Genomic DNA, 19846 nt, shown 5'->3' with positions numbered 1-19846 from the left:
ATTCAATTTTTTAATTATCTTCAGATTTGATATTGAATTTCTTTCTAAATTTCTCAACTCTTCCACCGATGTCAACAATTTTATTTTTTCCAGTGAAGAAAGGATGACAATTAGAACATATTTCAACTTTCAACTCATTTTTTACAGATCCTGTTGTAAATGTATTACCACAAGCACATTTAACAACAGCATTACTATTGTAATTTGGGTGAATATCTTGTTTCATTACATATACCTCTTTCGTTACATTATATACCTAGATATATTCTATCATATATAATTTGATTTAGTCAATAAAAGCAAAATTAATTTTACATATGCTCATAATATTTTTTAATATTTTACAAAAAAATGCTCTTTAAATATTTTAAATTGTTCGTATAATTAAGATTATAGGAGGGGATAAGGTAATTATGGCGAAATTATATTTTAGATATGGTGCGATGAATTCAGGTAAAACTACAGCTATGCTTCAAGTTGCACATAATTATGAAGAAAAGGGAATGAAGGTTTTATTATTAAAACCAAGTATTGATACAAAAGGTTATGATAGGGTTGTATCTCGTCTTGGGATAGATAGAAAAGTTGATTTTTTAGTTTCAAATACAGATAGTTTAAAAGTTTTATTAGAACCATTTAGAAAGAGTGTTCACTGTATTATTATTGATGAAGTTCAGTTTTTGAAAAAATTTCAGATTGATGAATTATTTTATATAAGTAATATTTGGGATATACCAGTTATTTGTTATGGTCTTAGAACAGATTTTTTGATGAATGGATTTGAAGGAAGCGAGAGGTTATTGCTTATAGCTCATTCTATAGAAGAACTTAAAACAATATGTGAATGTGGCAAAAAAGCTATAACAAATGGAAGGAAGATTAATGGTAAGTTTGTTTTTTCTGGTGAACAGTGTGTTATAGATGGGGAAGAAAATGTGAGTTATGAGCCGCTTTGTGGTAAGTGTTTTATTAAGAAAAGAGAAATTTGTGATGTATAAATATTAATTATTTATTGAAAGTTGGGGTGTAATAGGTGAAAAGATTAGGAGGACAAGCACTCATAGATGGAATAATTATGACTGGTAAAAAATGTAGTGCAATTGTTCGAAGAAAATCGAGTGGAAGGATAGATGTTGAAACTAGAGAAAAATATATTGTAGAGCCGTCAGGTATTGAAAAAGTATTTCTTGTCAGGGGTATTATTAATTTTATAAACATTATAAGAGATAGTGTATGGAATTTAAAGTTACTGACTTCATGTGAAAAAGATGATGAATCAAGGGGGTTTATAAAATTTATAAGTAAAAACAAAGTTTTAACCCTCTTATTTAGCATTATATTTTTGATATTTGTTTTTTTTGTTTTACCTGAATTAATTGTATTTATAATTCCATCTTTTAAAAATATTCAATTAATATCTGGAGTTAAATTTTTAATTAGATTGCTTTTGGTATTTGCATATATTATGAGCATATCATCAAATGAAGAATTATCTAAGGTTTTGAGGTATCATGGTGCCGAACATAAAGTTATTAACTGTTATGAAAGTAAGAGTGAACTTAGTATAGAAAATGTAAAGAAGTCATCAAGATTTCATAAAAGATGTGGAAGTAATTTTATAATTTACATATTGATTTGCTATTTAATATTATTTTTGATTATACCAAGATATAGTTTTGGAATTAATTTGTTTATAGAGCTCATAATTTTTCCACTTGTAATTGGGATATCTTATGAAATATTAGATTACATGGAAAGAAGCGATAGTGTATTTTCATCCCTACTTTTTAGTATTTCAAAGCTTATTCAAAAATTTACAACTAAGGAACCTAAGGATGATGAAATAGAAATTTCTATTATTGCACTTAAAACATCAGAGGGTATAAAAGTTAAAAATACTATAAAAGAGTTGTTTTTGATAGGTAGATCCATACTTAGAGATGCAAATATAGAGTCTTATTCATTAGATGCTCGTTTAATAATTGAGTATTGTTTACGTATTATACCAACACAAGTATTTACAAGCGAGGTTGAAGTTTCGAAGGAGGATGAAAATAGGTATTTGGATTTGATCAATCAAAGAAAAAACGGAAAACCAATTGCTTATATGATAGGAAAGAAAGAGTTTTATGGTATAGATTTTATAGTTAAAGAGGGAGTTTTAATTCCTAGGGCTGATACTGAAATACTTGTTGATAAGGTTTTAGAGATTTTAAACAATAGTAAAAATTCTTTAAGTATATGCGATCTGTGTTCGGGAAGTGGCGCTGTGGGTATATCTATACAGAAAAATAATGAGAATGTAAATTGTACATATATAGATAATTACGAGATTCCTATAAAAGTTACTGAGGAAAATATATATATGCACGATTTGAAAGATAGAAGTTATGTTGTTAAGAGTGATTTATTAGAATTTTTTATAAAAAATGGGCTTGAGCTTGATGGTATAGTTTCAAACCCACCATATATAAAAAGCAAAGATATAAATACTTTAATGAAAGATGTTAGAGATTATGAGCCTCATGAAGCTTTAGATGGAGGAGATGATGGTCTTTCTTATTATAGAAAGATTTGTGAACAAGCTAAGGAAGTTTTAGTTGAAAATGGATTTATTGCATTTGAGATACCTTATAATAAAGCTTTTGATATTATGTATATAATGACTAGTAATAATTTTGTAAATATAGATATCTATAAAGATATTAGTGAACATGATAGAGTTATAGTTGGGTACTATAAATCTAAAATTGTGTAGGAATGTAATATGATTTATTGTTGAAATTTGAATTAATAAAACTTATAATAATTAACTATATGAAATAAAAATCATGGAGTTGAAAGTTATAATGCTTCAAAGGTTAGATTTTTTAGAACAAAAGTATGAAGAGTTGTGTATTAAAATAAGTGATCCTGAGGTTATGTCTAATCAAAAGGAATGGCAGAAACTTTGTAGAGATCATTCAGAGCTTGAAGTTATTACGTTAAAGTATAGAGAATATAAAAAAGTTTTAGAAGATATAGAGTATAATAAAAGTTTATTAGATGAGGAAGATAAAGAATTTCGAGAACTCGCACAAGAAGAACTGAAAGTATTGCAAAATATCAAGATAAATATTGAAAATGAGTTAAAAATCTTACTTCTTCCTAAAGATCCAAATGATGGGAAAAATGTATTTGTTGAGATAAGAGCAGGTACTGGAGGAGATGAAGCTGCTTTATTTGCCTCAAATTTATTTAGAATGTATTCTAAATACGTGGAAAATAAACGATGGAAAATTGAAATGATAAGTGTAAATGATACTGATATAGGTGGATTTAAAGAAGTGGTATTTATGATAAAAGGTAATGGAGCTTATAGTAAACTTAAGTATGAGAGCGGAGTACATAGGGTTCAAAGAGTACCTGATACTGAAGCGTCTGGGAGAATACATACGTCAGCTGCAACTGTTGCGGTTTTGCCTGAGGTTGATGATGTTGATGTTGATATAAATCAAAATGATTTAAGGATAGATGTATTTAGATCTTCTGGTAATGGTGGTCAATCTGTAAATACTACAGATTCAGCTGTAAGAATTACACATATTCCAAGTGGTATAGTTATATCGTGTCAAGATGAAAAATCTCAACTTAAAAATAAAGAAAAGGCAATGAAACTTTTAAGAGCTAGATTGTTTGAAATTGCAGAGCAAGAAAGATTAAAGCTTATTGCTGAAGATAGAAAAAGTCAGGTTGGATCTGGAGACCGTAGTGAAAGGATAAGGACATATAATTATCCTCAAGGTAGAGTCACTGATCATAGAATAGGGTTAACAATTTATAAGTTAGATAGTTTTATGGATGGATATATTGATGAAATAATTGAAGGACTCATAACACAGGATCAATCGGAAAAAATGAAGCAAATGGGAGAAGGTATATAGTATTTGGATTTATCGCCATAAGATTTTATCTTATGGCGATAAATTTATATATTTATATAGGTGTTTGTATGGAAACTAATATTATAGATTTTTATAATGATAAGAATGGATATAACTCTTGTATAGAAGCTCTAAAATATGGTGAAATTGTCGTATTTCCGACAGAAACTGTATATGGAATTGGAGCAAATGCTATTGATAAGAATGCTGTATTAAAAATATTTGATATTAAATGTAGAGAGAAAGATAATCCTCTAATTGTACATATAGCGGATAAAGAAATTTCAAAATATGCAAAAAATATAGGGGAAGGTACGTATAAGCTTATAGAAAAGTTTTGGCCGGGACCACTTACTATAATTTTAGAGAAAATGGAAATTATACCTTATGAAACTACGGCAGGTCTTGAAACAGTTGCACTTAGAATGCCGAATCATCAAATTGCACTTGACTTGATTAAAGAAAGTGGATTTCCGATTGCAGCACCATCTGCAAATATTTCAGGAAGACCAAGTGCTACTAGTGCAAAAAGATGTTTTGATGATTTGAATGGTAAGGTTAATTTTATTATAGATGGTAGTCAAAGCTATATAGGACTTGAATCTACAGTTATTAGTATGGTCAACGATGAAGGTGTGATATTAAGACCAGGACATATTACGATCAATGATATAAAAAGTGTTATACCCAATGCGAAATTATATGGAAGAATTAATGATAAATTTGTTAAAGATAAACCGATATCTCCAGGACTTAAATATAAACATTATGCACCTAAAGGGGATATGATTATTTTAAAATCAGATTTTAAAAATATAGCTTTGTATATAAAAGATAAGCAATGTTTTTATAAAAATATAGGTGTATTATGTTTAAGAGAAAATTATAAATTTTATTATGATTTTAGTAAAACACTTAAAAATGAAATTAAGATTATAGTTATTGGGAGTAGGGATAATTATTTAGAATTGAGTAGGAATTTATTTGAAAGTATAAGAAAGTTTGATGATTTAGGATGTGATTTTATAGTTAGTGAGTGTTTGTGTGATGATTTTTCCAATGCTATTATGAATAGGCTTCTTAAGGCTGCAGCACATAATTTAATTACTTTATAAGGAAGGTATTTTATGAATATATTATTTGTTTGCACAGGAAATACTTGTAGGAGTATTATGGCTGAAATTATCCTTAAGGAAAAAATTAGAGATAGATTTGGGGAAAATGCTTTAAAAATATTTTGCGTTGAATCTGCAGGTATTATGGCAGATAATTCTACGAATATTTCACATAATGCAAATAAGGTTTTAGAGGAATTTTATAATAAAAAATTTGATTCTAAAAGGAAAAGTAAATTGTTGGATAGTAAAATTATAGAAAATTGTGATATTATTTTATCAGTTACTAAAAATCACAAAGAATTTATACAAAGCAATTTTAGTATAGAAAACAATAAATTGTTTACGATTGAGGAATTTATAAATGAAAGCTGTGATATATCCGATCCTTATATGGGAGATTTGGAAATATATAAAAGGACATTATTCAAGCTTGATTATTTATTAAATAAAGTATTAGATAAGTTAAATGAATTTGGAGGAAGAAATGAAAAATATTTTTGAAATTAACCATCCGATGATACAACATAAGTTAACACAATTGAGGAATAAAGAAACATCTACGAGTGATTTTAGAAGACTGTGTAATGAAATTGGAATATTCTTAGGGTATGAAGCTCTTAAGGATATTGAAGTTTTGGAAAAAAATATTGAAACACCAATAACATCTATGAGAGGTAAGTATATAGATGAAGAAAAGATAACATTTGTGGTTATTTTAAGAGCAGGACTTGGAATGCTTAATGGGATTTTGGAAGTTGTACCCAATGCAAGGATTGGACATATAGGACTTTACAGAGATGAAAGCACACTTGAGATCGTAGAATATTTTTCAAAATTACCAACTGGAATTGAAAATACAAAAGTTATGTTGTTAGATCCTATGATTGCAACTGGAGGATCTATAATTGATTCTATAAATATTTTGAAAGGGAAAGGAGTTAAAGATATAACTGTTTTATCTTTAATTTCATCTCCTGAAGGGCTTAGTAAAATAACTTCTAAATTTAATGATGTAAATATATACACTGCAGCTATTGATGAAAGATTGAATGAAAAGGGATATATAGTTCCAGGGCTTGGAGATGCTGGTGACAGGATATTTGGAACGCACTAAACATAATCATGATCCATATTAGAATAATTTTTGAATTTATTGGAAATTATAAGTACATATTTAAAATGATATATTTAGGATGATTTTATGAGATATATAACATTATTTATTTTTAGTATGATGATATCATTGTTTTTGACGCCGTTGTTTATGAATATTTCCTTTAAATTTGAGTTTTTAGATATTCCGAAAGAAACAAGAAAGGTACATGGCACGCCAATGCCTTTTTTGGGAGGAATAATTATATATATATCATTTCTTATAACATTGACTTTACAAAATTCATTTATTGATAATAATCATTTTAGAATAATAGTTAGCTCAACTATTATTCTAATTGGAGGTATAATTGATGATATATATCCTATTAAGCCAAGAGAAAAATTGATTATTCAGATTATTGCTATTAGTATTTTGATATTCAATGATATTTATATAAAGGATATAACATTTATACCTGGTGGAAATACATATGCACTTGATTTTTTAGGGATACCATTAATGTTTGTATGGGTAATAGTACTCACTAATGCATTTAATTTAATAGATGGATTAGATGGTTTGGCAGCTGGTATTTCACTTATAGTATTTGTTACTATATTTATAATAAGTGTGATATCAGGTAATTTATCTAGTGCGATAATATCTTCTGTTTTATGTGGTACTCTAATTGGCATACTTCCATATAATTTTTACAAGGCTAAGATATTTATAGGTGATTCTGGAGCTCAATTTATTGGATTTATTTTATCTGTTATTTTAATAGATGGAAATAACACTATAAATGGAGAATTTATAATTTTGATTCCAATAATTATTTGCGGAGTTCCATTATTTGATACTCTAACTTCAATAATACGACGTAAATTAAAAAAATTACCTATAATGGAGGCTGATAAAGGACATGTACATCACAAGCTTATAAAATTAGGTAATTCTCATCCGAAGGCAGTTATTATTATGTATTTTATTGAAATTATATTTAGCTTGATAGCTATTTTAATGGTTGTTTCAAATAGAAGGAATTTCTTGCTTTTGTTATTTATAAGCCTAGTTTATATTATTTATTTAGTGGTTAAGCTTGATATTTTTCAGCTTAAAAAAGACAAATGATTAATTTATATTTTGAAAGGGATATTATGGGTATAAAAGTTATCAGTGTTTTTGGAACAAGGCCAGAAGCGATTAAAATGGTTCCTCTTATAAAGGAACTAGATAAAAATAAGAATTTTGAGAGTATAGTGTGTGTGACTGCTCAACATAGAGAGATGTTAGACAATGTTTTAAGTAAGTTTGATATAGTACCAAAATATGATTTGAATCTTATGAAGGAAAAGCAAACATTAACTACTCTAACAACATCTATGATGACAAATCTTGAAAAAATATATTTGGAAGAAAAACCTAAAGTTGTGCTTGTACATGGCGATACAACCACAACTTTTTGTTCTAGTTTAAGTGCTTTTTATCAAAAAATTGATATAGGTCATGTTGAGGCGGGATTAAGAAGTAATGATTTATATTTTCCATTTCCAGAAGAGGCAAATAGGAAATTGACTGGAGTATTAGCAAAGTATCATTTTGCACCTACAAGTCTTTCCAAAAATAATTTGTTAAAAGAAGGAATAAATGAGGAAAATATATATGTTGTGGGTAATACGGTTATAGATACTATGAATTACACAATAAGTGATGATTATAGTTTTAATAATGATGTATTAAAAAAAATTGATTTTTCTCATAAAGTAATTGTTGTTACGGCACATAGGAGAGAGAGCTGGGGTAAGCCTATAACAAATATTTGCAATGTTATAAAGAAAATATCAAATGAATATAAAAATATAAAATTTATATTCTTAACGCATTTAAATCCTATAGTTAGAGATACGGTAAAGTCTATTTTAAATGGGATATCAAATGTTTATATGTTAGATCCAATAGATATATATGATTCTCATAATTTATTATCGAGATGCTTTTTTGTTATGACTGATTCAGGAGGTATACAGGAAGAAGCTCCCTATTTAGGAAAGAAAGTTTTGGTTTTAAGAAATGAAACAGAGAGAGAGGAAATGATAGAAGAAGGAATGATAGAATTAGTTGGAACGAATGAAGATAGGATATATAGGTGTGCGAAAGAATTAATAGAAAATGGAGTTGGGAATAAAGGGGCAAGCAATGTTTATGGAGATGGAAACACATCAAAGAAAATAATTAATATATTAGAAAAAAACTATTTAGGTAATAATTAGAAATTATAATTAACTTTGTATATTGGTACCGTATAATATAATGTAGTTTAATTTAAGATAAATAATATTTGGAGGAGCGGCTAACATGCAAAGATTTAGGATTAGGGGTGGAAGGACTCTTAACGGTGAGATTGAGATCAGTTCGGCTAAAAATTCCGTGTTACCTATAATAGCAGCTACAATATTATGTGATGATGAATGTATAATTGAGAATGTACCTATGCTTGATGATGTTTTTGTCATATGTGATGTACTGAAAAGTTTAAAAGTTAATGTTAGCATAGATGTGGGAAATAGAATTTTTAGAATAAATAGTAAGGATATGCTTCCGCTTGATTTGTCTGAGAATTTAATAAGAAAGATGAGAGCTTCATTTTTGGTACTTGGACCTTTAGTATCTAGATTTGGCAAAGCATGTATATATATGCCAGGAGGATGTAATATAGGACTTAGACCTATAGATTTACATTTAAAAGGATTGGCGGCTTTGGGAGCAGATATTTCAATTGTAAATGGTTGTGTTGAGATCATAGCTAAAAGATTGGTTGGTTCTAATATATATTTGGATTTTCCATCTGTTGGAGCTACTGAAAATTTAATTATGGCTGCTACATTAGCAGAGGGGAAAACTATAATAGAGAATGCAGCAAAAGAACCTGAAATAGTAGATTTAGCAGTATTTATAAACGGTATGGGTGGAGATATACAAGGTGCAGGTACATCTAAAATAGTCATAAATGGTGTAAAAAAGTTAAGGGGAGTTAGCCATATTCCTATTTATGATAGGATAGAAGCTGGAACTTATATAGTGCTTGCAGCTATTACTAAAAGTAAATTTAGTATAAAAGGAATAAATGAAGAATATTTGAACCCTATTTTATCAAAATTTTATGAAATGGGGTTAGATATGGATGTTAATGGAAATGAAATTTTTGTAAATGGAGATAGTGATTTAAAGCCTATTAATGTAAAAACTTTACCACATCCTGGATTTCCAACTGATATGCAGCCTCAATTAATGGCATTGTTATCTATAACAAATGGGGCTAGTACTATTATTGAAACTATTTTTGAAAATAGATTTATGCATGTTATGGAGATGTGTAGAATGGGAGCGAATATTTCCATACATGATCGAGTTGCTATAATAGAGGGAGTGAGTAAACTTACGCCATCAACTGTAAAGGCTACAGATTTAAGGGCAGGTGCGGCTCTTATACTTTCAGCATTATCTTGTGAAGGTGAGAGTGAGATTACAGATATATATCATATTGATAGAGGATATTCTTCAATAGAGTGCAAACTTAGGAAATTAAATGCAGATATAGAGAGAATATAAAATAAAAATAAACATCCATTATTTGGGTGTTTTTTTATTTTGTAAGAATATATAACTTAACGGAAAATAAAATATTATATATTAAGATTAACAGAGGTAAAGTATTTTGATTAGATATATTTTAAGGAAATTTTTATTATTGTTAATTATTTTTACGAGTATATTTTTTTTATTACCTTTAGCAGTGATTGGAATTAGTAATAATCAAATTCACTATAATAGTGAAGATAAAGATATTATTATAACATTGTATAGACATGCGACAGATAGCGTAGAAGAAATAGAATTGGAAAAATATTTAGAGGGTGTTTTATCTGCTGAAATGCCTGCAAAGTTTGATATAGAAGCATTGAAAGCCCAAGCTGTTGCATCTAGGACATATGTAATAAGTAAATTGATTAGTGGAAATAAAATACATGATATTGCTCATGTTTGTGATACAATTCATTCTCAGGCTTACATAGACGAAAGTATGTACGATCAAAAATTTGGTAGTAAGAAGGATGAGTATATTAAAAAAATAAGAGATGCTATAGATGAAACAAGTGGAGAAGTTTTGTATTATGATGGTGAAATAGCTAAAAACGCTTTATATTTCGCGATTTCGAGTGGGCAAACTGAAAATTCATCTGAAGTGTTTTCGTTTGATGAACCATATTTAAAATCTGTTGATAGTTTGTTTGATCAAGATGCACCAAATGTTACTAAGGAGTATGTGTTTAGTGAAGAAGAGTTTGTAAATAGAATAAATAATGAGTATTCTAATGCAAATGTTAAAAAATATGATGATGTTGAAATTTTGGAATATACAGAATCTGGATCGATATATAGAATAAAACTTGGTAATGAGATTATAAGAGGATTGGATTTCAGGTATTTATTTGAATTGAATTCAAGTAATATAGAGATGAAAAAGAATGGTGATAAAATATTTATGAATGTTAGAGGTTATGGACATGGTGTTGGTTTATCTCAGTGGGGAGCGGGTAAAATGGCTGAACTTGGATATAAGTATGATGAAATATTGAAACATTATTATAGTGATATTGAAATTAAAAAGGCTTCATTTTGATGAAGTCTTTTTTTATTGGAAAATATTTTTAAAATGTATTTTTTTACCAAAAGTGGACACAATTAGAATGGAGGTGTTAAAAATGAATAATTTAAAAAGGACAAAAATATTTGGCAAGAAGGAAAAGATTAATTTATTTGTTTTTATTGGTATAGCAATAGCTTTAGGATTAGTAATTTATTTTAGTAATTCATCATTTGAAACTAAATATACAGAAGGTAATAAAAATCAGATAGCAGATAATAGTAAATTTAATGAAGAATTAAATGTTAATGATAGCAATATGGATAATGCACTTCAAGTTAATAATATACCAGGCGATACTAATGTTAAAAATAAAGATATCCAAAATGATTCAAATAATCAAGAAGTAAAAAATGTTGAAGATAAGAATTATGTTTCTGATAAAAGCAATAGTTTAGATAAATCATCAAAGAGCGATATTACGAAAACTTCAAATGAGGACAAAAAAGATTTGGTTAATAAAGATGTTGCGGATGTTAATTTAAATGAAAATAATACTCAAGTTTCGGCAACTACAATAACATTTTCTTTACCTGTTGAAGGGACACTTATAAGAGAATATTCAATAGATACAGTGTATTCAAAAACTTTAAACACATGGAGAACTAGGGATGGTGTGGATTTAAAGACTGATAAGGGTGCATCTGTTATGTCTGTATTAGATGGTGTTGTTGAAAAAATAGATAATGATTTAACTGAAAGAGGACAGTATATAGTAATTAAACATGATAATGGATTTAAAAGTGTGTATACAAATTTAGATGAGGGGATTAAGGTTGTTAATGGGCAAAATGTTAGAAAAGGTGAAGTTATAGCAACAGTTGGTAATTCATCGGGGAATTATTCAAACGAAGATTATGGATCACACTTAAATTTTGTGATGTATTTAAACAATGAGGAAGTAAATCCAGCGGATTATATAAATTTTAAGTAGTTATTCAGTCGTTTTGACTGTATAACTACAAATAAGGAAGATATGGCATGAAAGATTATATAGAAGAAAGGGTTTTAGGTGTTGCGAAATATATAATAGATTCTAAATCTACTATAAGAAAGACAGCTAGGGCCTTTGGAGTTAGCAAAAGTACTATACATAAAGATATGACTGAACGATTACCTAAGATTAATCCTTTAATAGCTAAAGAAGCTAAGTATATATTAGATTTAAATAAGGCTGAAAGACATATACGTGGAGGAAATGCTACTAAAATGAAATATAGTAGCGGAGAAAATTAATAATTAGTAGAAATTTAAAGTAAATTAAAGAAAATATAATAAAACATTTTAAAAAAACAAAATAATAACCTTAAAATATATAAGATTATTATTGCAAAATAAACTTATATGTAATATAATGATGTTGTTGATGGATGTTGCTGGCATAGCTCAATTGGTAGAGCAGCTGACTTGTAATCAGCAGGTTGTGGGTTCAAGTCCTATTGCCAGCTCCAGTAACACGGAGGAATTCCCGAGTGGCCAAAGGGGGCAGACTGTAAATCTGTTGTCTTTCGACTTCGCTGGTTCGAATCCAGCTTCCTCCACCATTAGGGGCGCATAGCTCAGCTGGGAGAGCATCTGCCTTACAAGCAGGAGGTCACAGGTTCAATCCCTGTTGTGCCCACCATTTTTGCTGGCATAGCTCAATTGGTAGAGCAGCTGACTTGTAATCAGCAGGTTGTGGGTTCAAGTCCTATTGCCAGCTCCATAAAATAGTCCTTCTTTATGAAAGAGGGATTATTTTTATTTTTTGTATAAATTTTATAGTTTAGGATGGTAAGTATATGAAAAAATTATTTACTTCAGAATCTGTTACAGAAGGTCATCCAGACAAGATGTGTGATCAAATTTCAGATGGAATATTGGACTCTATATTAGCTAAGGATCCTTTGGCTAGGGTAGCATGTGAAACTGCTGTTACAACTGGAATTGTAAATGTTATGGGGGAAATTACAACTAATTGTTATATAGATATCCAAGAGATAGTTAGAAAAATAATAAATGATATTGGATACAATAAAGCAGAGTATGGATTTGATTCTGATACTTGTGCGATAGCTAATTTTATACATGGACAATCATCAGACATAGCGATTGGTGTTGATGAATCATTTGAAAAGAAAAACGATGTACTTGATGAAAATAAATTTATAGGTGCGGGAGATCAGGGCATAATGTTTGGATATGCATGTAATGAAACAGAAGAATTTATGCCACTTCCAATAGTGTTAGCACATAAATTGGCAAAGAGATTATCGGAAGTTAGAAAAAAGAATGTTTTAGATTATTTAAGACCTGATGGAAAAACTCAAGTTACGGTTGAGTATGATGGGGATAAGCCGTCTAGAGTAGATACTGTATTGATATCAACTCAGCATAGTGAAGATGTATCTCAAGATAAGATAAAACAGGATTTGATAAAAAATGTTATAGAGTATATTATTCCAAATGAATTATTAGATAAAAATACTAAATATTTAATAAATCCAACTGGACGTTTTGTTATAGGAGGACCTCATGGAGATAGTGGTCTTACTGGAAGGAAAATAATTGTCGATACATATGGTGGTTTTTCTAGGCATGGTGGAGGTGCTTTTTCTGGAAAAGATCCAACAAAAGTTGATAGAACTGCTGCATATGGTGCAAGATGGGTTGCTAAGAACCTTGTGGCATCAGGAGTGTGTGATAAGGTTGAGATTCAACTAGCATATGCAATAGGTGTGGCTAGTCCTGTATCTACATTTATTGAAACATTTGGAAGTGAAAAAATAGATAAGAGTATTATATATTATATTATAGATAAGGTTTTTGATTTGAGCCCAGGAGGGTTAATAAAAGTTCTTGGTTTGAGAAAACCAATATATAGACAGGTTGCTGCTTATGGACATTTTGGAAGAAATGATTTGAATGTTCCTTGGGAAGAATTAAGTAAGGTTAAAGAGATAAAAGATATATTACAAAAAGAAGGTATTAGTATTTAGATAATACCTTCTTTTTTATTTCCATTAACAAATACATATTTTATATTTATATCTTCATCAAATAATACTAAATCGGCATCGTATCCTTCTTTTATAAGACCTTTTCTTAAATGAGTTTTACATATTTTTGATGGGTTTATGGTAACAAGTTTTATTATATCATTAAGAGGAATATTTAAATTATTTTTAACGTTATATATGGCTTTGTCAAGTGTTAGCACTGATCCAGCAAGATTGCCATTTTCAAGGCGTGCACTTGAATTTTTGACAATAACATTTTGTCCACCTAATGTGTAGTTTCCATCTTTCATGCAGCATGCTCTCATAGAATCTGATATTAATATTATTTTATTGCTTGATTTGATTTTTAGAGCCATTTCTAATGAAGCATAATGAAGATGGATTCCATCTAAAATACATTCAGCTGTAATGTTTGAATTTAAAATTGCCCCCACAGCTCCAGGATCTCTATGTGTAAATTGGGTCATTGCATTAAATAGATGAGTTGCGTGAGATATACCATTTTTAATACTAGATAAAGTTTCTTCATATGTTGCATTAGTATGTCCAACTGAGGCAACTATTTTTTTATCATTTAAATATTTAATTAAATCTAGTGAACCCGTAACTTCAGGTGCTAATGTTACTATTTTTATAATTTCTTCAAAATCTCCAACTATTTCTTTGAAGTTATTTATAGATGGTTCTAATATGAATTCTGGATTTTGAGCACCTATCTTATTTTTGTTAATAAATGGTCCTTCTAAATGCACACCTAGTATGTTATTGGGTGAAGAATTATCTTTAATTATTTGAGATATGTTTGATAGAGCATTTCTTATATCTTCTTTTGAGCATGTCATAGTAGTTGGAAGAAAAGATGTTACACCGTGCTTTAATAATGTGCTTGATATTTCTAAAATTCCTTCGTAAGAAGCATCCATTGTATCGTAGTTACTTGCACCATGAATATGAATGTCTATAAATCCTGGAGATAGGTATAATCCTTCTCCATCTAAAATTTCCCCTTCATATCTTGGGTTATGATTTAAAAATATTTTATATATTTTACCATTTTGTATGACTACACTTCCAGGAACGATTGAATCAGTGAATATTAATTTAACGTTTTTTATTAACAATTATCTCAACTCCTTTTTATATATTTTAATTTCATTAGAGCATATGTGTCAAATTAAATGATTAATCTATTTATGATATAATAGATTATATTTTTTAGGTTTATTTATGAGGGGATGAATGAAAAAGTTAATAGGTACCATTAAAAATATTATTTATACTTCTATTAAGTTTTCTATATTTAGGCTTGTAGATGATGATGGTAAAGAAATTGTATGTGTGTATAATGATAGCGATATAGATCGAAATGATTATATAGAGATTATTGGAAATTTTGAAATTAATAATAAATATGGCGAGAGATTTAAAATTTTTTCTCTTGAGAAGAAGATTTTAAATAGTAGAAATGATATAGAGGGTTATTTATCATCTTCTTTGTTTGTTGGTATAGGTCGTAAAACGGCTAAAAAAATAGTTGAAAAATTTGGTGATCAAACCTTAGATATAATAAATAATTACACTGAAAGATTAAAAGAAGTTGATGGAATTGGGGATAAGAAATTTTTAGAGATAAAGAGTGCTTTAAACAAGGATAGAGATGATAGGAAAATTATTTTAGAGATTATGGATATCGGGTTTTCTTTAAGTAACGCAAATAAAATTTATAGTTTATTTGGTTATGAATCTTTAAATATTATTCGAGAAGATCCATATACGCTTATAGGAAAGATAAATGGTTTTGGTTTTAAAAAAGTAGATTTAATAGGGAAGAAATTAAATATATCAGATGATAATTTAAACAGAATTAAGAGTGGTATATTTTATGTTCTCAAAGATAATTTAAAGTCTGGAAATACGTTCATATTATATAGTGATATGATTGAAAGAAGTAAGGAACTTTTATGTATTAATGAGGAGAAGATAATAGAGGTTTATAATGATATTTTATCAAGCGGTGTTGTTGTAGAGAAAGAATTTAACTATGATAATGAAAATTTAAAATGTGTTTTTCTTACAAATATATATATGGCAGAATATGAAATATGTTCAAATTTAGTTAGGTTGTATATAGGATATAAAGATAGGTTTAATATTGATATTTATAAAGAAATTTCTGAATTTCAGAAGAAAAATAATTTTGAATTTTCAAAGGATCAGGTTGATGCATTAGTCGGAGGTATAAAAAATAGTGTACATATAATAACGGGTGGTCCTGGAACAGGAAAAACAACTATAATAAAATTCATTTTAAATACACTTGTTAATCATAAATTTAATCCAATAATGGTTGCTCCAACTGGGAGAGCTGCAAAAAGAATGATGGAAACTACGGGATTTGAGGCTAAAACTATACATAGAGTGCTTGAAATTTCAAACAGTGATAATGAAGATTTTGAATATGTAGGTAAGAATGAAAATAATAAAATAAATTGTGATGCTATAATAATAGATGAAGCATCTATGATTGATGTTTTAATTGCAAGTAAATTATTTGAAGCATTAAAAATAGGAACAAAAATAGTAATAGTTGGGGATGTTGATCAGCTTCCATCAATTGGACCTGGAAATTTTTTAAGAGATATAATAAATAGCGGTATATTCCCAGTTTCATATTTAAATAAAATATATAGGCAAAAAGAAAATAGCTTTATAGTCTTAAATGCCCATAAGATCAACAGTGGAGAGGAACTCATATTAAACCAAAAAGAGAGTGATTTTTATATTATAAATGATAATAATGAAGATAGTATATGTAAAAAATTAATAGATTTAGTATCCTTTAGGATACCTAAATTTTTTCAATATAAAATTGATAAATTAAAGGATATACAGATTTTATCTCCAATAAGGGGAGGAGTTTTAGGAGTTAAAAATTTAAATACTATAATTCAAGAAAATATAAATCCTAAATATAATAATAAGGATGAACTAATTTATGGTGGTAAATTTTACAGAGTTGGGGATAAGGTTATGCAGATTAAAAATAATTATGAACTTAGAGGATATAATTTGTATGATGAAGAGCAAGTAACAGGAGTGTTTAATGGAGATATTGGGTATATTATAAATGTTAATGAAAAAGAATTGAGTGTTATATATGATGATAATAAGGTGTTTAAATATACAAAAAATTTATTAGGTGAAATTGAACATGCCTATGCAATTACCGTACATAAAAGTCAAGGAAGTGAATTTCCAATCATAATATTGCCTATATTTAAATTTTCGAGTATGCTGATGAATAGGAATATATTATATACAGCAGTTACTAGAGCTAAAAAGTATGTTGTTTTAGTTGGGGATATAAATTATTTAACATATATGATAAAAAATACTTCGAAAATTAACAGATCTTCATCCTTAAAATACTTATTTAATGAAGTGATTAATTTAATAGATAAAAATCGGTGGTGAGTTTAAAATTTTAACGTATATTAAGAAAAATAATATAAACTACAATTTTTATAGTTTAACTAAATGGTTTTCTACACCTGGGGAGGGAATATTAAATTTGGTATCCCATCCATTTTATGATTTATCAAGTATAATTTTATTAATAAATAATCTTTTAACCATCAAGAAAAAAATACTTTATATAACTCATAATGAGGAATGTGTGAAGAAATTTTTATTGAATAAAAAAGTTGATATAAATTCTATAAGTTTTTCAGGAGTATTATCAAATATAGATAAGGCTAATAAATTTGATTTATTGATTATAGATGATGTGACTGGAATATCTTCTTTTGATGATTATTCTATAAAAGATTATGTTGATAATGCAGATGTAGGTAAAAAGATTATAATAAGTATGAAAAAAATTGTTAAGGATAAAGTATTGTATGAAATGAATGAGGACTTGAATTTATTTAAGGAGCCACGCAGTATACAAACTAAAATAAATTTAAATGAAGATATGCCTCATGTTGTATTTGAATTTTTAAAATGGTTTATGTTAAATAAAACAAGAGTTATACTTATTGCTAAAGATGGTGAATCCTGTATTAATGTGAGTAAGTATATGAGGAAGTATAGTTTGCTTTTTCCTAAGCTTAAAAAGATATACATGTATACTGAATTTAATTCTTTTAATGATTTTGCAAATTATGTAAGAGATGAACATTATGTATATTTGACAACAAGTGATCAATTGCCCAAGTTATATAATTTTATAATTGATAATCCTATGTATAATAATTTTAATATACTTGTGTTTTTTGCATCAAGTAATAAGTTTAATTATAAAAGCTTGCTTAGCATATGCGGTATGTGTAAATTTTTAACAGATTGTAAAAATGAGATAATTTTTGTATCTAATTATGAAAATATAGAAATAATTATGGCAAAAGTAATTTCAAGGAGTTATAACAAAAAGCTTTGGGAAAGTGGAGTGAAAAAATATTAGATTTAATTTATCCTAGCTTAAATTTATGTGTTAGTTGTTATGAAAAGATAGGTGATAATTTTATTTGTCATGAATGTATGCGGGATATTAAATTTAATGAAGATTTAAATAAATTTGAATTTAAAGATTTTAAGGCATATAATGCGTGTTATTATTTCGGGACTATAAAAAATATAATATATAATTTTAAAATATATAAAGATTTTAGATCTGGTGAGTATTTAAGTAGTATTTTAAATTTTTATATTAAAAAGTTAGATATCAAGATAGATTATTTAACGTATGTTCCTAGGGATAAAAATAAGATTAAAAAAGAGGGGTTTGATCAAAGTTATTATTTAGTTAAAAAACTTAGTGAAAGTTTGAATATTCCTTATGTAAAGCTTTTATATTGCAATGGTAAAAAGTGTGATCAAAAGAAATTGGATATATATGGAAGATCTGTTAATATAAAAGATAAGTTTTTTATAAATAAGGGTGTAGATTTAAACAAATTTAATGGTAAAAAAGTTCTGATTATAGATGATGTAGCAACAACTTACAATACTTTAAATGAGGTTTGTAGAATTATTAAAAAAAGTGTATTTGAAACGGATTTAAGTGTATTGACAATTGCGAAAACTTTAATTTAAAATAGTATTGAAGCTAGGTTTGTGGTTGAAAATCGATGCCAGTCGCAGGCGAAACGATCCACGTAAATTAAAAATAGATTTTTAATTATCATGGTGCGGCTTAGAAGTAAGACCTGCCATTTAGGTATGAGAGGGTTAGTAGTGAGGAATTAATTTTTATTAGCGAAATCTCCAGCAGGCGAGTGTGGGGTAAAAGACCAGGTCAACTAGCTTTAGTTTAATTAATAAGGGGCTTGAGGTTAATGAAAATTGTTACTCATGGTAAGAATATAGAGATTACTCATGCATTAGAAGACATTATAAATAAAAAGTTATCTAAATTAGATAACTATTTTTCAAGAGAATTAGAAGCTCAAGTTACTTTGAGTGTTGAGAAGAATGATCAAGTAATAGAAGTTGGTATTTTATTTAATGGTACATATTTAAGAGCTCAGGAAAGAAATAGTGATTTGTATGTTGCTATAGATTTAGTTGTAGATAAATTATATAAGCAAATTCGTAGACAAAAGACTAAGCTTGTTAAAAAATATAGTAATAAGGATGCAAGAAGTTTAGATATATTATTTGACAATATAGAAAATGATGATTTAGAAGATGATGTTATTGTAAAGGTTAAGAAATTTCCAATTAAACCTATGTATAGAGATGAAGCTATACTTCAAATGGAACTTATTGGACATGATTTTTATGTTTTTATAAACGCAGAGACAAATGATGTTAATGTGTTATATAGAAGAAGGTCTGGTAATTATGGACTTATAGAAGCAGAATATTAATATAGGTTAAGGTGTTCATTTGAACACCTTAACCTATTTATTAAGTGTATATAGAATAAAAAATAAATTATATGTTTAATTTTAATATAAAATTAAGATAATATAATTATAAGTGTTAGTATAGTGTGAGGA

19 protein-coding genes and 4 tRNA genes are annotated in these 19846 nt (G+C 27.8%); 21 read left to right on the top strand and 2 right to left on the bottom strand.

What is annotated here, in order from left to right; translation table 11 throughout:
- Positions 1-10 precede the first annotated feature (10 nt).
- Entirely contained in the window at positions 11-226 is a 216-nt protein-coding gene (rpmE, locus tag RATSFB_RS05950; RefSeq protein WP_014095135.1) for a 50S ribosomal protein L31, read from the bottom strand.
- A gap of 187 nt (positions 227-413) precedes the next feature.
- On the opposite strand from rpmE, the gene RATSFB_RS05945 reads away from it, so the two are divergent.
- The 17 genes from RATSFB_RS05945 (at position 414) to metK (ending at position 13820) form a co-directional block, all read left to right on the top strand.
- Entirely contained in the window at positions 414-998 is a 585-nt protein-coding gene (locus RATSFB_RS05945) for a thymidine kinase (protein WP_014095134.1), read from the top strand.
- 35 nt (positions 999-1033) lie between these two features.
- Complete coding sequence (gene prmC / locus RATSFB_RS05940) at positions 1034-2758, top strand: peptide chain release factor N(5)-glutamine methyltransferase (RefSeq protein WP_014095133.1); 1725 nt, start codon at positions 1034-1036, stop codon at positions 2756-2758.
- Between the two features lie 88 nt (positions 2759-2846).
- Positions 2847-3923, top strand: coding sequence for a peptide chain release factor 1 (prfA, locus tag RATSFB_RS05935; protein WP_173362865.1), 1077 nt, complete (start codon positions 2847-2849; stop codon positions 3921-3923).
- A gap of 32 nt (positions 3924-3955) precedes the next feature.
- Positions 3956-5038 carry an L-threonylcarbamoyladenylate synthase gene (locus tag RATSFB_RS05930; RefSeq protein ID WP_050982245.1) on the top strand — a complete coding sequence of 361 codons (1083 nt, stop codon included), beginning with the start codon at positions 3956-3958 and terminating at the stop codon, positions 5036-5038.
- 12 nt (positions 5039-5050) lie between these two features.
- Complete coding sequence (locus RATSFB_RS05925; RefSeq protein ID WP_014095130.1) at positions 5051-5542, top strand: protein phosphatase; 492 nt, start codon at positions 5051-5053, stop codon at positions 5540-5542.
- Positions 5526-6155, top strand: a complete 630-nt coding sequence (gene upp, locus RATSFB_RS05920; protein ID WP_014095129.1) for a uracil phosphoribosyltransferase — start codon at positions 5526-5528, stop codon at positions 6153-6155. Before RATSFB_RS05925 ends, upp begins: the two co-directional genes overlap by 17 nt.
- Positions 6156-6272: 117 nt before the next feature.
- Positions 6273-7268: a glycosyltransferase family 4 protein gene (locus RATSFB_RS05915; RefSeq protein ID WP_242821396.1), complete on the top strand. Its 996-nt coding sequence runs from the start codon at positions 6273-6275 to the stop codon at positions 7266-7268.
- Positions 7269-7294: 26 nt separating this feature from the next.
- A complete protein-coding gene (wecB, locus tag RATSFB_RS05910) occupies positions 7295-8407 on the top strand; it encodes a non-hydrolyzing UDP-N-acetylglucosamine 2-epimerase (protein WP_044035671.1) in 1113 nt (370 codons plus the stop codon).
- An 85-nt stretch (positions 8408-8492) separates the two neighbouring features.
- On the top strand, positions 8493-9746 hold the full coding sequence (gene murA, locus RATSFB_RS05905; RefSeq protein WP_014095126.1) for a UDP-N-acetylglucosamine 1-carboxyvinyltransferase: 1254 nt from the start codon (positions 8493-8495) through the stop codon (positions 9744-9746).
- A gap of 106 nt (positions 9747-9852) precedes the next feature.
- A complete protein-coding gene (gene spoIID / locus RATSFB_RS05900) occupies positions 9853-10818 on the top strand; it encodes a stage II sporulation protein D (RefSeq protein ID WP_044035587.1) in 966 nt (321 codons plus the stop codon).
- Between the two features lie 82 nt (positions 10819-10900).
- Positions 10901-11776, top strand: coding sequence for a M23 family metallopeptidase (locus RATSFB_RS05895; RefSeq protein ID WP_014095124.1), 876 nt, complete (start codon positions 10901-10903; stop codon positions 11774-11776).
- Between the two features lie 47 nt (positions 11777-11823).
- On the top strand, positions 11824-12078 hold the full coding sequence (gene spoIIID, locus RATSFB_RS05890; protein ID WP_014095123.1) for a sporulation transcriptional regulator SpoIIID: 255 nt from the start codon (positions 11824-11826) through the stop codon (positions 12076-12078).
- 139 nt (positions 12079-12217) lie between these two features.
- Positions 12218-12293: transfer RNA gene (locus RATSFB_RS05885), tRNA-Thr, on the top strand.
- Positions 12294-12300: 7 nt separating this feature from the next.
- Positions 12301-12386 (top strand) — tRNA-Tyr (locus tag RATSFB_RS05880).
- A gap of 4 nt (positions 12387-12390) precedes the next feature.
- Positions 12391-12466: transfer RNA gene (locus RATSFB_RS05875), tRNA-Val, on the top strand.
- A 5-nt stretch (positions 12467-12471) separates the two neighbouring features.
- Positions 12472-12547, top strand: a tRNA-Thr gene (locus RATSFB_RS05870).
- Positions 12548-12623: 76 nt separating this feature from the next.
- Entirely contained in the window at positions 12624-13820 is a 1197-nt protein-coding gene (gene metK / locus RATSFB_RS05865; protein WP_014095122.1) for a methionine adenosyltransferase, read from the top strand.
- Here metK and nagA read toward each other — a convergent pair.
- Positions 13817-14962 carry an N-acetylglucosamine-6-phosphate deacetylase gene (gene nagA / locus RATSFB_RS05860; RefSeq protein WP_014095121.1) on the bottom strand — a complete coding sequence of 382 codons (1146 nt, stop codon included), beginning with the start codon at positions 14960-14962 and terminating at the stop codon, positions 13817-13819. The two genes, metK and nagA, sit on opposite strands and share 4 nt — an antisense overlap.
- Before the next feature lie 118 nt (positions 14963-15080).
- On the opposite strand from nagA, the gene recD2 reads away from it, so the two are divergent.
- The 4 genes from recD2 to hpf all read left to right on the top strand — a co-directional run bounded on the left by recD2 (position 15081) and on the right by hpf (position 19714).
- Positions 15081-17315 (top strand): SF1B family DNA helicase RecD2, encoded by a 2235-nt coding sequence (recD2, locus tag RATSFB_RS05855; protein WP_014095120.1) that lies wholly within the window; start codon positions 15081-15083, stop codon positions 17313-17315.
- A 202-nt stretch (positions 17316-17517) separates the two neighbouring features.
- Positions 17518-18306, top strand: coding sequence for a hypothetical protein (locus RATSFB_RS05850; protein WP_014095119.1), 789 nt, complete (start codon positions 17518-17520; stop codon positions 18304-18306).
- Positions 18279-18938, top strand: a complete 660-nt coding sequence (locus RATSFB_RS05845) for a ComF family protein (protein WP_014095118.1) — start codon at positions 18279-18281, stop codon at positions 18936-18938. The genes RATSFB_RS05850 and RATSFB_RS05845 overlap by 28 nt, the downstream gene beginning before the upstream one ends.
- Positions 18939-19180: 242 nt before the next feature.
- Entirely contained in the window at positions 19181-19714 is a 534-nt protein-coding gene (gene hpf / locus RATSFB_RS05840) for a ribosome hibernation-promoting factor, HPF/YfiA family (RefSeq protein WP_014095117.1), read from the top strand.
- Positions 19715-19846 lie beyond the last annotated feature (132 nt).

This window comes from Candidatus Arthromitus sp. SFB-rat-Yit (assembly GCF_000283555.1).
Taxonomy (GTDB): domain Bacteria; phylum Bacillota; class Clostridia; order Clostridiales; family Clostridiaceae; genus Dwaynesavagella.
This window is presented reverse-complemented; position numbering and strand designations above follow the sequence as displayed.

Excerpts from the sequence above, each read along its gene's own strand:
- rpmE (WP_014095135.1), bottom strand. The coding sequence starts at position 226 with ATGAAACAAGATATTCACCCAAATTACAATAGTAATGCTGTTGTTAAA.
- RATSFB_RS05945 (WP_014095134.1), top strand. The coding sequence starts at position 414 with ATGGCGAAATTATATTTTAGATATGGTGCGATGAATTCAGGTAAAACT.
- RATSFB_RS05930 (WP_050982245.1), top strand. The coding sequence starts at position 3,956 with ATGGCGATAAATTTATATATTTATATAGGTGTTTGTATGGAAACTAAT.
- RATSFB_RS05925 (WP_014095130.1), top strand. The coding sequence starts at position 5,051 with ATGAATATATTATTTGTTTGCACAGGAAATACTTGTAGGAGTATTATG.
- upp (WP_014095129.1), top strand. The coding sequence starts at position 5,526 with ATGAAAAATATTTTTGAAATTAACCATCCGATGATACAACATAAGTTA.
- RATSFB_RS05915 (WP_242821396.1), top strand. The coding sequence starts at position 6,273 with ATGATGATATCATTGTTTTTGACGCCGTTGTTTATGAATATTTCCTTT.
- wecB (WP_044035671.1), top strand. The coding sequence starts at position 7,295 with ATGGGTATAAAAGTTATCAGTGTTTTTGGAACAAGGCCAGAAGCGATT.
- murA (WP_014095126.1), top strand. The coding sequence starts at position 8,493 with ATGCAAAGATTTAGGATTAGGGGTGGAAGGACTCTTAACGGTGAGATT.
- RATSFB_RS05895 (WP_014095124.1), top strand. The coding sequence starts at position 10,901 with ATGAATAATTTAAAAAGGACAAAAATATTTGGCAAGAAGGAAAAGATT.
- spoIIID (WP_014095123.1), top strand. The coding sequence starts at position 11,824 with ATGAAAGATTATATAGAAGAAAGGGTTTTAGGTGTTGCGAAATATATA.
- metK (WP_014095122.1), top strand. The coding sequence starts at position 12,624 with ATGAAAAAATTATTTACTTCAGAATCTGTTACAGAAGGTCATCCAGAC.
- recD2 (WP_014095120.1), top strand. The coding sequence starts at position 15,081 with ATGAAAAAGTTAATAGGTACCATTAAAAATATTATTTATACTTCTATT.
- hpf (WP_014095117.1), top strand. The coding sequence starts at position 19,181 with ATGAAAATTGTTACTCATGGTAAGAATATAGAGATTACTCATGCATTA.